Genomic DNA, 14,333 nt, shown 5'->3' on the forward strand with positions numbered 1-14,333 from the left:
AGTATCGACCTCTGCATTAAATTTTTTTCTGTGCAGAGGTCCAGCAGTAATTAAAGCACGAGTTCCACTAACTAGCAAAGAGATTGTACGTAAAAAATGTTAACTGACAGCCACTTACTACGAAACATTACCTCTGAAAACATTGCTTAGGTCTTGCGAATAGGCTTACAGTAAGTCTCTTTTACAGTAAATGCTAGGATCAAGGCAACTAACGAACAAAGCGGTAAAATTTGCAATCCTGCTTGGAAATCGGGAAGCGATAATGTTTCAACATTGTAAGCTCGGGCCCCAGAGACAGAATCCACTAGGAAACCAACCAGCGGTTGCATTAAGGCACCTACGAAAATAGAAATCATATTGGTAAATGCTATTGAGGTACCAATGACATTACTTTCATGTATTTCCGTGGAAACTGCGTAAGCGATCGCCACACCCGTGTTCGTCAATCCGAATACAAAAAACAGAATATAAGCGCTTGTTTTATCAAGGCCAGGGTAAAACACATAAATCGAAGTTAAAATAACGCCACATACAGCCGAAAAGATCATTAAGGGTTTGCGTCGTCCCATTTTATCGGATATCCAACCTGACAAAGGACCGCTTATACCCCACCCAATGAAAATTAAGCCTGTTGCAAAAGCAGCAGCGTGCGCAGACAAGCCTCGGCCATATTGCAAATAGGCAGGTCCAATCGCTTCACCAATTACTGCTGTGGGACCAAAAAGGAACCCTGCATAAAGCGCATTCAGCCAAGTCTGGCGGTGAGATAAGATAGTGCGTAAGCTCGTAAGAATGCTTAACGTTTTCTCAAATTTAATTTCCCGTCGCTTCGCTCCCGGAGTATCTTGTACAAATTGGTATAGCAACCCCGCAAGAGCAATGAATAGAAAAGCAATGATGAGCATGCTATGCCGCCAGCCGACATTGGCGACTAAAAAAGACACCGGTGCCTCCCCAGCAGCGGCACCCAACATTCCCAAGGCCTGCGTTAAGCCAGATAATAAGCCGAGCATCGCGGGAGGGAACCAAGAAGTGGCTAGTCGTAATGAACTTACAAAGGCAAAAGCAGCACTAAAACCTATCAGCATTCGTCCTACGGATGCCATCATTAAACCATCTGCCAAACCAAAAACACAGCATCCTAAAGCGGTGATCAAAGACATTACCGTTAATATAGCGCGAATACTTAGACGGTCGACGGTAAGACCCACTGGAATCTGCATTAAAATATAGGGAAAATAAAAAGAGGCGGTAAGAATACCGAATTCTGCTTCATTGATGCCGAAATCAATTTGTAAGCTTCGATGCATGACTCCTGGAGCCACTCGAGCAAGGTAATCGGAGAAATAAAATGCTGCGGCTAATCCCCAAACAATCCACGCAAAGCCTATACGACTCATACGACCAGTTTTTTCACTCTGAGACATTGCTATCATATTCATAAATTCACTACTCAGTTACCAGAGGCCTATTTACCTTTACTATCCTGGCCAAACTGTCCTGATGCTGTGCTCCGATGCTCACATACTGTGTGTATGCTACGCTTCGGTGCTTGAAAATCAGGCCTTTGGGCTCAAGCTAACGAAACGTAAATACCCCCCTATTTGTCATCCTAATTGAGCTGAACACCCTTCAGCATTTTAGTCCAAACAAGACTTTGTTCAATAAATCAACAAAGCAAACTACATTATACTGCCAGCGGTGATAATTTCAACACGTGAGCGATCTAAAACTTAACAGCTTTATCAACTTATGTATACCCTTATAAGGGAATTTCAGTATTTTGTATGGGATATTTGGGCATAAGGCTTTATGGAGCAATGCAAAACTTAAATTCATTTAAAAAGAGCATCTACCTTTTAAAGGGCTCAGTCAGCTATAATCCTCAATTTTATAGGTAGAACCTCGATGAATAGTCTTGAATTAGCGGTAAAAAATGCCTTAGATTCTGCAGGAAATAATAAAGAAGCGAACAAAGCTTATCTGGAGTTTATTAAAGCGAATTTTATCATTCCCATTGAGAAAAATTCATCAACAGATAAGCCCGAAGTGCTTTATTTGGAGGAGAACGAGGAATATTATTTACCTGTATTTACTCGTATGGAGTATTTTGATAATTGGGCTAAAGAAATTGCCGATCAAATTTTATTACTCAAATTATCGGGTGTCGATTTGCTAAAAGGAATAGGGGAAAACGTCAAAGTTTGTCTTAATATTGGCTCGGAAATTTATAAAGAATTTAATCCATCGGAATTAGCAAGAATGAAATCCATGGTACTGAAACTATTTAAATAGAAAGTACTTAAAAGGCAAGTGGGTTAATTTATTCTTGTCAAAATATTTAACCCACTTTTGGTAAACTAAACAAATCAAAATGCACTCCTTGTTTTGGTTAAGCAACCAGTTCGATGACCTGGTAACCTACAACAGCAGTTGCTGCAATTGCACCTGTTATTTTAAGCACGTTCGCCAGTAAATTGCTGTTGACTAAACTAGTGATGAATGGATAAATGTGCTCATTGGCCGCCTCATCATTTACCGAGGGTAAAGCCTCCGCTTTTTCCGTAGGTTCAAACAAAGGTTTTTCCCCATAAAATCCTGCCCACCATCCTTCTTGCCATTGTTCGTATTCTTTACTATTTTCATGGAAAGGGTTTTCTTCCTCTCCTAATTCTGCTACCGCACACTCATAACCGAAGGAATAGCATTCTTCTAAACTTGGATGTTCGATATTAAAACGTAACTTAATGTGTGGTAATAATGTTGTTGTGTCATTCATTTCAATGCCCTCTTGTTAGCGTCCTTAATCTGAGTTACTTCTAACGAAGCATTTATCCTGCCAAAAAATAAATTATTTAACTTTCCTAATAAACACTTCATTTATCCTCATTCTACGACCATAAGGGCAATTATGCCTTGCGCCGATTTTTTTTTACTCTTTCTTGACAAAAGAAGCTCTTTTTGTTTCTTTTTAATCATGTGGCGTTGTAGTTAACTTCTTAATTTTATTGACAATAATTATAAGAGGCCTTAATTAAATTTTTTTTTAAAAAAGGCAAAAAGAGAAGGCAAAAATTGGCTTCCGGCAGAGGGAGTGGCTTGTTAGGGTGCTAAGCGGCAATGGTCCCATTTTCCCCTTTTTTTGTAATAAAGAATTCGATCGTGCAACCGATTGTCACGACCTTGCCAAAATTCGATTTCATCAGGGATTACCTTGTATCCTCCCCAATACTTTGGCCGCATAATGGCTTCTTGTCCATGCTGAGCAATTAATTCATTTAATACCTGCTCCAATGCACTTCGATCTATAATTTTTTGGCTTTGAGGGGAAGCAATTGCGGAAAGCTGACTTGAAAGAGGTCTTGAAGCAAAATAAACATCGGATTGTTTTCTGGATACTCGCTTAACGCGTCCACGTATTCGTACCTGTCGCACTAATTGTGGCCAATAAAAATTTAATGCGACATAAGGGGTATGCTGGATTTGTAAAGATTTTATACTATTGTAATTCGTATAAAAAACAAAAGCACCCTCATCTAACTCTTTAAGCAGAACCACACGCGAATCAGGCCGTCCTTTCTCATCCACCGTTGAGAGAACCATTGCAGTAGGGTCACTTTTTTCGGTAGTTAAACCTTGTTCAAACCAAAGCTTAAATTGGGCGATGGGACATTCGTTTATCGCTTCTTCATTTAAATTCAAATCACCGTACTCACGACGAATATCGGCTATAGTTCTCCAGTCGTTCATAATTTTTTATTTTGAAGAGTTATGGCGATTGATTATAAAACTAATCCGAGTAAGATCCCTAGTTTGATCAAATAAATTAAATTATTTTACGATGCTTAATATTGCCTTAATAATAATCATGTATCCTATCGCCATTTCTATGGCGAATTAAAGTCCCTATGTTGGAATACTATTTAAAGCTGTTGGATTCTTTTAAGGAACGACAAACTTCCAAGCTGCTGCGTAGTATTCGGCAACAAATTCTCGCCAAAATTCAAAGTCCCTACTTTAATCCTGCAATTCAAACTTACTTCAAAAAAACCAATAAATTTGGTGAACCTTTTACCGATTTCGCAAGCGAGCCGAAGCAAGTTACTCAAATTAAAGAGGTTATCAATGGGATCTACCATGCCGAACTGGCATTTCGCGATTTGGAAACGGTTAATTTAAGAAACTCAGTCAATTGGCTAGCGGATTTTAAAAAACTTTGGTTCCATACCATCACTCATGGGTATCATGCTAGCTATCTTTTAACCCATTTAGGGATTGATTTAACCAATATTTTTACTAAAGAGATTAACCACGCCCTCGGCTTACTTCGTCTTTTTTCTGAATTTTCAAACGAACATGTCGGTGATGCTGTTGCTTTTGCAGCCAAAATTAAAGAGTACCCTTTAAGCTATAATACAGGTTTATTAGCCGGAATTGCGGTCGATCAAATGAAAGCCGGCAGTGGTAAAATCGATTATCACTTTTTAACTCAAGTCGGCGCTGATTTACCAGGGTATATTCAGCAAATGGCAAATTATATTCAACAATATTCGCCAGGATTAACTTCCGTAAAACCCACTCTGGATAAAAGAAAATTAGAGAGCCTGCGTAAAAAGAGCATCCAGTTACTTTCTTCTTTAGAAAGTTTGCAGAATGAGAACGACTTTTTCCTGCCTGCCAAAATCGTTTACTACGTCGATATTCTACGGCATGTGATTTACCTTTCGCAAAGCACCTTAGAGCAAATGAAGAATTTAGATGAATCTTCGCAAGAGGTCATTCGCAATAATTTAGCTGAATTAAAATATAAGTGGTTAGTACCTTTATTCGGCCTAGTGGATTGCATTGAAGATGAGGCTTTGCTTGCACCAGGTACTCTTTCTAAACCTCTCATGGCGCAATTAAAGCCACTGTATCAATTGCTCATTCATTATACTTCAAATGTGGTGAAGTTTTCCGAAAAGGGAAGAGAGCTTGTCACCATCGAAGATGACAAATTCATCGAGTTACGCCTCGAACAAACCCGACAACGCATTCATAAAGCGCAACGCCATTTGGTTGAACTTGAGCAAGCGCAAGAGGCGTTTAAGTTTTTTTTTATCATTTTAGAAAAACCTCAATATGCAGCACATGCACTCATCGGTTTACCTCCAATCACTAAAAATGCACTTATAAAACACTATAAACACTTGCAGCCCTACGTTAAACAACTCGATAAAAATTTGAATAACGACATTATTCGTGCCCTCACTGAAGAAAGTAAATGGCTTAGTTCATTTAATCCGCGTTCCTGGTTGCCGCATTCACACGAAAAAATAAAAGTTGCAAAAGCATTAGAACTGAAAGAGAAATTAAAAACACTGCTTAGTGGAGATCAAGCCACACAGCAACTTCATCTCAAGCTCAACGAAGACCTTATCCAATCCGTCTATGAACAAGCAGAGTGCAGTTTGATTCCTTATGTCAGTGAAACGAACCAATTTTCGGCTAATGAATTCGAAGAACTAAACGCTCACTCCGACGTAGGGGACGGGTTTCATTTCGGTGTCGATAATTTTAATAATCACCAATTAATTAATGTTGAAAAATTAGATTCTCATCAATTGTTTGTTTTACATGAATATTATTCTGAAAAGATTGCTAAGTTAAAAAAAGCGCAAAAAGCCTATGATAAATTCTATACCATTATCTGCCTACACCATCCTAATCCACTCGTTGAGATTGATGATGAAATTAAAAAACAGCTCGCTCAGTTATACAGTTCATTTCATGCTTATATCGTTGATTCTCTCTCTGCAAGTCTCGGTCTAGCTAATCGTGATACAGAAATCATTGAAGCTTTGACCAATGAAGCCCCTTCCGAGGAAGCCTCACGCATTTCAACCGGTTACTTTAGACGTAGTAACCGCTATCTGCTTTCCTTTTTTACTTTTACACTTTCTTCTTGGCAGCAACGGGCAAAAGTACTGCAAGCACTAGCCAACAAAAAACTTAAGCAAGAAACAGAGTCTTCCTCTTTAATCCCCGACTTCACAACGACAGAAAGAGCAGATCATTTAATTAAGCATAGACAATACTCAACAGCCATAAGTGAATTTAAAGAGTCCCTATTTAAACTCACTGGCTTGTTTAATGACGCAATCCGAAAAGAGCTGGAAATCTCTTTTGATTTAATTGGCTTTTTTGAGCCTGGAGCACCTTTCCCCGTTTTAAAAAATCGCAATCAAACGCTTGAGCAGCCTCAACAAGTGCTAGGGATTAAACGCCTTTTAAATTGTTTATATCATCTGGAAAAAACATGCGAAGAACTAGAGAAATTAAATGAAAAAAGCTCCCAAAGTATTTATGTTTATCATTTGGTCAGAGCTTACAATCATGTCAGTGATCTTATCGAATTAGCAACGGCATTATCTCAAGACCCTCATTTTAAGTTGCTGGCTGTCGATTTAGTAAACCAAGCAAAAAAAGTTTATCATACATTAATCATTGGCAGTGAGCCTTATAGAAAAGAGCCGACCACTGTCGCTATTCCTCATCAGGATAAAGAGATTCAATACGGCTCCATCTGGTATAGTCTCAATGCTTTTATGTTAATTCCCGCGCACGTTGCGGCACTTTTAAAACAAACGTCTTTATCTGAGAAAGAAGTAGCAAGTATTTCTTCACACACCAAGCAAGTTGTTCTGAATATTGAATCGGTCATTGAAAGCTCAGATTCTTATTTCAAGCTATTCCTTAAAACTCCGCTGATGTATCGTCTGTTTAAGGAGTTAAAACACAAGCTTAAACAATTCAGTGCGCTTACTCATGACTCCGTCATGGGTCATTTAGAAGAAATTAATACCGACCTGTTTGCCCGTATTTTACTCGAAACCGATCAATGGGAAGACAATCTTGGTTTAAAACCTGGCCAACTATCCGGACCAATGAAAAGCATGCTTGACGAGCTTTATAAGGGTTTGCTTGAACCATTGGGCTGTATTTCTCAAAAACACATCGCTCTACTCACTAACGACAGTCCTATCACTCAACGGATTGAGGCAATAACAAAAAGAAGATTGGAAGCTAAGGCTGAAAAAGAAACCCAAATGCCAGAGTATCTTCTATTAAAGAGACTCGTCCAAAGCCTTAAGCATTATGAGAACTTTACAAAGCCAGGTCTTGGTCCTCCGCAATCAGCCGATTTCATTGAGTTTGCCAAACAAGAGTTAATTGACGCATTTAATAAGGCATTACCTCTTCTTCAAAAAGAGCACGCGCTTATTAGTGCTTTGGACGACGACATTAAACCCAATCGGGAAATTGATGGAATATTAAGTCCCTTCATTCCTGTTGACCCTTTCGCTCTCCAACCTAAGCCACAGAGAGAACAACAACTGGAAGCCACGACGGCAAACTTAGAACACTACGAGAAATTAAAAAATCTGATGAACAAGATTCAAAGCTACACTCGCTTACTCGCATCTGGCTTTGGTCCCCCATCATCCCCTTTTATTCTTGAGATAGCTAAAGAAGGAGTTATCGACGCTTTTAATGAAGCGGTTCCTATCTTTATCCAACATAAGGCACTCCTAGAATCGCTTTCCGGTGAAGTTGAACCCAGCCCTAAAATTGATGCAATATTGAGTTCTCATACCATTAAAGAATTGCCCCAAAAGGACTCTAATGTCACAGCCCCTGTGCAAATTATGGATAAAACTCATATAACAGCCCAGTGCCAGCTTGTCTATGACTATTACCACGATTTGGTTAAATCACCTACAAAACAAAAGACTGCCGAAGAAAAAAAGAGAAGCAACATCGCCGCTCAATGCCGACTCATTTATAGTTATTACAAAGGCCGAATTAAGACTTGCGAAATAAAAGAAAAGACTGCGCAAGAAAAGGAAGTTTATTTAATCACTCTTCAAAAGCAACAAAAACTTCTGAAAGAAAAAATCACCACTGATTATGTCAACAAAACCTTTAAAAAACAGGTCGAATCTGCGCTTGGTAGAAAAATCAATCTGTGCCATGTAAAAGAGGAGTATAACAAGAATCTTAACCATTACTTATCAAGAAACTGGAAACCTACTATCTCACGAATTGGGCACGAGACACCGGATATTGAAAAATTCGTCAAAGAAACCGTTGAAGAACAAGTGAAAACTTTCGATCGAGAGTTCTACAAAAAGTACGCTCACCTTGAAGAGATAATGATTGGGATTAAACAATTTGAACAGTACTTTGAAGAAGCGCATGCAGGATTAAGAAATCCCCATACCTCTTTCGAAACTTCAGCCAGTTTACAACGAAAGCAGCAGCTCGTTACTCGCTTAAAAAATATCGCTTTAAATCCTTACTTATCTACTGAGGCGAGAATAGAGAAAATGTGCACCATTGTAACGAGTCATTATCAGATTGGCCGAAAGCAATATACTTTTGAGGAACTGATGCTCGATCATGCCAAACCCCATCCTTTTACTTTTGCTTGGATTGCCCAACTCGTGCGTTCTTTCTTACAGTTTTTTGGTTTAGCACCAACGCCAGCTTGCTATGACCTCTATGACCAATTGAATGATAGAATTGTCAATCCTCCTGATCAACACCGATTAAACCGTTATCGAATATTTAATATTGTTTCTCCTAATCGCCGCTATGAATTGCCCCAACCTGTGCTCCCTGATGAATCCACTTCTGTAGAAAACCTTGTTGCCACCCCTGGTTAATTAATAACGTATGCAGTAAGATTGCCTCGATTGTAACTCTCTCAATTTGCTATGAAGCCTCTGCTCATTCTATTTTTTTCGGGACTTATGATGACAACACAACCGGTTCACGCCTTAAAAATTATCACAACCGATGATCCACAGCATGCCAAACTCTTGCATGTGCCTGCAGAGAAAGTCCATTTTCCTTTAAGCAAAGCCGATGTTGAACTGATTGATGTGATGAAGCAAAAGCTTTACGCTTTAAAAGGAGTTGGTCTAGCTGCGCCACAAGTGAATCGCTCCAAGCAAATCATTGCAATCTTTATCCCTGAAGAGTCAGCCATGCTGCGCCATTATGCGAAAGCTTACCCTATGCATATCCTGATTAATCCTTCCTATGAAGGAATAGAGTCTGCGGGCATAAACTCTGATTTCGAAGCCTGCTATTCTGTCTCAAATAAAATGGGAAAAGTATCCCGTTATAATCAAATAATGCTTCATTTTAATGATGAACAAGGTAAAAAACACAGCAGAATTGAAAAGGGATTTTATGCTCGCGTTTTGCAACATGAAATCGATCATATCAATGGGACTTTGATTATAGACCGACTTACTCCCGATTGCATTCAAGGTAGTATGGAAGAAATGATGGCCTTGCGTCGTAAAGAATTTACTCCTCAGCAACGTATCATTTTTGATAACTTAATGAAGGAAAAACAAATAAAATCAAAGGAATGATTATCGGAAATCCTTCATAAAAAATATCTTAAATCAGGATAAACGCATCTATATAGGTATTTATATACCCGTGATCCTTCAAAACGCTATTTTTGGTCTATTGCTTTTTCCGCCTGGGATTATTTTAAAACCTCGCAATAGGGCTTGCTATTACTCGTTTTTAAAATAATCCCAGCCAAAAAAATCAAGTTGCCCAAAACATAGCATTTTGAAGGATCACGGGTATATTCAAAAATTAGACCGTTTGCCCTGACCTAAATGCCAAGAGTAGAATGTACTCTGGCCCTAATGCTAAACTGAGCTTTTATTTAATAGGTCTTCCATGCAACAAAAAACGATCTTAATTACAGGCTGTTCTACTGGTATAGGCCATGATGCAGCCCTGAGTTTATCGCGTCGAGGTCATCGGGTGATTGCTACTTGTCGTAAAGAAGCAGATGTCAAAAAACTTATCGACTTAGGTCTCGAAACAATTCAAATGGACATGGATGATGAACAATCCATTGCTTCCGCTTTTACCGATGTGTTGGCAAAAACATCCGGGCATCTTGATGTGCTTATTAATAATGCAGGCTATGGCCAGGCCGGTGCTTTAGAAGACATATCGCGACAAACCCTGCGCGATCAATTTGAAACTAACGTCTTCGGTCTGATGGATCTCACGCGTCTTGCCATTCCGGTGATGCGCAAACAAGGACAGGGACGTATCATTAACATCAGCTCCATTTTAGGTATCATTTCCATGCCTTTTCGTGGTGCTTATAATGCTTCGAAACATGCAGTCGAAGGACTTAGTGATACCTTGCGTCTAGAACTTCGCTCTTCGGGCATCGAAGTGATTTGTATCGAGCCAGGCCCTATCGCTAGCCGCTTCCGCGATAATGCGGTTGATCATTCATTGAAAAAAATTGATAAGGAAAATAGCTTTTTTAAGCAACAATACCAAAAGATGCTTAACGGGTACCGTGAACAGAAAGAGGAATCCCTCTTTACGCGCGGCACCGACGCTGTCATTGCAAAATTAGTTCATGCCATCGAAGCTCAAAAACCTAAAACCAAGTACCCAGTTACTTTTCCCGCTCATTTGTTTGTCGTGCTTAAACGCATCCTTAGCGTAAGAATGTTAGATCGTTTTATCGCTTATTTGTCCAAAAAGGAGTTGGGCTCAACCTAAGTAACAGATCCCTCCGCTAGATCCAGCGACTTGTCAGGACGTAGAAATAAAAAGCATGTAGCTCGGATTAGGCGTAGCTCTGAATAATCCTCTCATTTTTCGATCTCTAAAGCCTCTTTGCTGGAACTCGGGCTATCCGCCAGCAATTCGGTTGCTTTGCTAATGCCCCCTTTCATCTATCAACAAAGACTTTTGGTGAATGGCGCATTCTTCATGGAAAAAAAGGCAATCGATCTAATGCCCTAAGAGTGTGAGACCGTCATCCTATTTCGATGACGGTTTGCGGCGTTTTCAACTTGATTTCAACACAAACAATCAGAGAATTACCAACCTGCAGCTTCAGCAATTGCGTCACCTAAATCGGCTGGCGAACGAACGGTTTTCACTCCAGCCGCTTCTAATGCAGCAAATTTCTCAGCCGCAGTACCTTTGCCTCCAGAAATAATTGCACCGGCATGCCCCATACGCTTGCCTGGAGGCGCTGTGACCCCGGCGATATAGGAAACAACAGGTTTGCTGACATTGAATTTGATGTATTCCGCTGCTTCTTCTTCTGCAGAGCCACCAATTTCACCAACCATAATGATTGCTTGAGTTTGTTCGTCTTTTTCAAACAGCTCGAGCGCATCGATAAAACTGGTTCCAGGAATTGGATCACCGCCAATACCTATACAAGTGCTTTGGCCAAAACCTTTATCAGTGGTTTGTTTAACCGCTTCATACGTTAGGGTACCTGAGCGAGAAACAATGCCAACTTTCCCAGGCATATGAATAGAACCCGGCATAATACCAATTTTGCACTCGCCTGGAGTAATAATTCCTGGACAATTAGGTCCAATTAGCCGTGCCTGGGTATTGTTTTCTAAATAGACTTTTACCTTCAGCATATCAAGCACAGGTACACCTTCAGTAATGCAGACAATCAATTCAATACCAGCATCAGCCGCTTCCAGTATGGAATCCATGCAAAAAGGCGCGGGGACATAAATCACAGAGGCTTGAGCCCCAGTCTCTTCCACCGCTTCACGCACGGTGTTGAATACGGGCAAACTTAAATGCTGTTGTCCCCCTTTTCCAGGCGTAACACCGCCTACCATGCGGGTGCCATAAGCAATTGCCTGTTCGGAATGAAAAGTACCTTGTTTACCAGTGAAACCCTGGCAAATAACCTTTGTGTCTTTATTTACTAATACGCTCATTGCTAGCCTCGAAAATGAAGTTCTGGCTATCCGCTTAGATCCGCTGGATAGCTCGATCGTAATAATTGGAGCTTAGGCGACAGCCGCCACGATTTTTTTCGCTGCATCCGTTAAACTATCTGCGGCGATCACGTTTAATCCACTCTTATTTAAAATATCTGCACCTAATTTTGCATTGTTGCCTTCGAGACGTACTACCACAGGTACCGTCACGTCCACTTCCCTTACTGCAGCAAGAATTCCATCAGCGATCAAATCGCAGCGTACAATTCCACCAAAAATGTTGACTAAAATCCCTCTCACCTTTTCATCAGAGAGAATGATTTTAAATGCTTCCGTGACGCGCTCTTTTGTTGCTCCGCCACCGACGTCTAAGAAATTCGCAGGCTCGCCACCGTGTAACTTGATCACGTCCATCGTTGCCATAGCAAGGCCAGCACCATTCACTAAACAACCAATAGAACCATCGAGAGGAATATAGTTTAGCTCCCAATCCGTAGCGCGATTTTCACGCTCATCTTCTTGCGATGTATCACGTAAAACTTTCAGTTTAGACTGCCTATAAAGCGCATTGCCATCAATGTTTACCTTGCCATCAAGACAAAGCAACTGGCCTTTTTTAGTGACCACAAGCGGATTAATTTCCAGCAAGCTTAAATCACACTCGACGAACATCTTTCCTAATGCCATCATCAAATGGGTAAATTGTTTAACCTGATCTTCGCTAAGATCAAGTTTGAAGCCCACTTCCCGGCATTGGTACGGCATAACCCCGACTAATGGATCAACCACCACTTGAAAAATTTTCTCTGGTGTTTCATGAGCAACCTTTTCAATTTCAACACCCCCTTCAGTGGAGGCCATGATGACAACGCGTCGGCTTGAACGATCAACTACAGCACCAAGGTACAATTCGCGGCCTATGTCGCAGGTCTCTTCGATTAATACTGCATTAATGGGTTGGCCTTTCGCATCAGTTTGATAAGTCACTAAGCGTGTACCTAATAACGATTTAACCGTGGTGGCTAACTCATCTTTCGTTGAGACAAGCTTGACGCCTCCTGCTTTACCCCGACCACCTGCGTGAACTTGCGCTTTCACTACCCATCTAGAAGTATTCAGTTGCGAAGCAACTTGCAAGGCATCTTCAACGTTTTGTGCGACTTGGCCACGAGGAATTGGCAGGCCATAGCTAGCAAATAACTCCTTGGCTTGATATTCATGTAAATTCATTATGTTACCCTTTATAAAAGCAAAACCACCGACGGGCAAAAAACCATGTGGGTTATTACCCGAGAGTGAGTCTTGCGGTTAATCGTAATGCTAAACGTTTAGTAATAAGCGTGCAGGGTCTTCAAGTAACTCTTTAACACTTACCAGAAATTGTACCGATTCTTTACCATCGATTAAACGGTGATCATAAGATAATGCCACGTACATCATAGGACGGATAACAATTTGGCCTTTCTCAACAACTGGCCTGTCCTCGATTTTATGCATTCCAAGGATACCTGTTTGCGGCGGATTAATAATCGGCGTTGCTAACAAGGAGCCAAATACACCTCCATTAGTAATGGTAAAGGTGCCCCCTTGCATTTCTTCCATGGCTAATTTACCTTGCCTTGCGCGGGTTGCCGTATCTTGAATGGCTTTCTCAATATCCGCTAAACTCAGTTCATTCGCATCCCTTACGACCGGTACAACTAAGCCACGCTCAGTGGATACAGCAATTCCAATATCGTAATAACCATGATAGACAATGTCCTGGCCATCAATAGACGCATTAACAGCAGGAAATCGCTTCAAGGACTCAACAACTGCCTTAGTGAAAAAAGACATAAAGCCTAGCTTCACACCATGCTTTTTTTCGAAAGCATCTTTGTATTGGGTTCGTAAATCCATAACCGCTTTTAAATTCACTTCGTTAAATGTCGTCAGCATAGCGGCATTGTGTTGGGCTTGAACAAGACGTTCCGCAATTTTGGCACGTAACCTCGACATCGGTACACGACGTTCTTCGCGAGCACCAAAAGCAACTGGCTCTTGTTTAAGAGCAGGTTTTGAGGTTTTTTCTCGGCCAGATTCAATGAAAGAAATCACATCTTCTTTAGTGATACGCCCGTCTTTACCAGAACCAGAAATCTGACTCGCCTGCAGATTATTTTCTGCCAGCATTCGTCTAACAGCAGGTCCTGTTGCTTTTTCTTCGCTTTCACGTTCCTCAGTTTTAGCTTCTGCTGGTTTTTCTTCTTTGGCTGCTGGCTTTTCTTCTTTAGCCACGGCCCCTTCTTCTATTCGAGCAAGTACCTGGCTGGCCTTAACGGTATCCCCTTCTTTAAATAAAATTTCCTTCAAGATACCATCCGCTGGAGCAGGAACCTCAAGAACCACTTTATCCGTTTCTAAATCTAAAAGATTCTCGTCACGTGTTACCTTATCACCAACTTTCTTGTGCCAGCTGGCTATTGTAGCATCCGCTACTGATTCCGGTAGGACAGGTACTTTAACTTCAATAGACATAGTTATACCTTC

General features: G+C 40.7%; 10 protein-coding genes. 4 read left to right on the forward strand and 6 right to left on the reverse strand.

The genetic code is table 11. From position 1 onward, the window contains the following. Window positions 1–146 precede the first annotated feature (146 nt). Window positions 147–1,442, reverse strand: a complete 1,296-nt coding sequence (locus B5D33_RS09840; protein WP_058451881.1) for an MFS transporter — start codon at window positions 1,440–1,442, stop codon at window positions 147–149. A 466-nt stretch (window positions 1,443–1,908) separates the two neighbouring features. On the opposite strand from B5D33_RS09840, the gene B5D33_RS09845 reads away from it, so the two are divergent. After that, window positions 1,909–2,295, forward strand: coding sequence for an SseB family protein (locus B5D33_RS09845; protein WP_058451882.1), 387 nt, complete (start codon window positions 1,909–1,911; stop codon window positions 2,293–2,295). A 97-nt stretch (window positions 2,296–2,392) separates the two neighbouring features. Here the strand turns inward: B5D33_RS09845 and B5D33_RS09850 are convergent, their stop codons facing one another. Together B5D33_RS09850 and pdxH are read right to left on the reverse strand one after the other, a co-directional pair. Next, window positions 2,393–2,779: a hypothetical protein gene (locus B5D33_RS09850; protein ID WP_058451883.1), complete on the reverse strand. Its 387-nt coding sequence runs from the start codon at window positions 2,777–2,779 to the stop codon at window positions 2,393–2,395. A gap of 323 nt (window positions 2,780–3,102) precedes the next feature. Then, window positions 3,103–3,750 (reverse strand): pyridoxamine 5'-phosphate oxidase, encoded by a 648-nt coding sequence (gene pdxH, locus B5D33_RS09855; protein ID WP_058451884.1) that lies wholly within the window; start codon window positions 3,748–3,750, stop codon window positions 3,103–3,105. 158 nt (window positions 3,751–3,908) lie between these two features. On the opposite strand from pdxH, the gene B5D33_RS09860 reads away from it, so the two are divergent. The 3 genes from B5D33_RS09860 (at window position 3,909) to B5D33_RS09870 (ending at window position 10,602) form a co-directional block, all read left to right on the forward strand. Beyond that, window positions 3,909–8,708 (forward strand): hypothetical protein, encoded by a 4,800-nt coding sequence (locus B5D33_RS09860; RefSeq protein WP_058451885.1) that lies wholly within the window; start codon window positions 3,909–3,911, stop codon window positions 8,706–8,708. A gap of 87 nt (window positions 8,709–8,795) precedes the next feature. Continuing rightward, on the forward strand, window positions 8,796–9,428 hold the full coding sequence (locus B5D33_RS09865; RefSeq protein WP_234802491.1) for a peptide deformylase: 633 nt from the start codon (window positions 8,796–8,798) through the stop codon (window positions 9,426–9,428). Window positions 9,429–9,750: 322 nt separating this feature from the next. After that, a complete protein-coding gene (locus B5D33_RS09870; protein ID WP_058451887.1) occupies window positions 9,751–10,602 on the forward strand; it encodes an SDR family NAD(P)-dependent oxidoreductase in 852 nt (283 codons plus the stop codon). 323 nt (window positions 10,603–10,925) lie between these two features. Here B5D33_RS09870 and sucD read toward each other — a convergent pair whose 3' ends face one another. From sucD to odhB, 3 genes are all read right to left on the reverse strand, one after another. Continuing rightward, entirely contained in the window at window positions 10,926–11,801 is an 876-nt protein-coding gene (gene sucD / locus B5D33_RS09875) for a succinate--CoA ligase subunit alpha (RefSeq protein WP_058451888.1), read from the reverse strand. Window positions 11,802–11,873: 72 nt separating this feature from the next. Continuing rightward, window positions 11,874–13,034, reverse strand: a complete 1,161-nt coding sequence (gene sucC, locus B5D33_RS09880) for an ADP-forming succinate--CoA ligase subunit beta (protein ID WP_058451889.1) — start codon at window positions 13,032–13,034, stop codon at window positions 11,874–11,876. A 90-nt stretch (window positions 13,035–13,124) separates the two neighbouring features. After that, window positions 13,125–14,321, reverse strand: coding sequence for a 2-oxoglutarate dehydrogenase complex dihydrolipoyllysine-residue succinyltransferase (gene odhB, locus B5D33_RS09885; protein ID WP_058451890.1), 1,197 nt, complete (start codon window positions 14,319–14,321; stop codon window positions 13,125–13,127). Window positions 14,322–14,333 lie beyond the last annotated feature (12 nt).

Source organism: Legionella maceachernii (assembly GCF_900167045.1).
GTDB lineage: Bacteria > Pseudomonadota > Gammaproteobacteria > Legionellales > Legionellaceae > Tatlockia > Tatlockia maceachernii.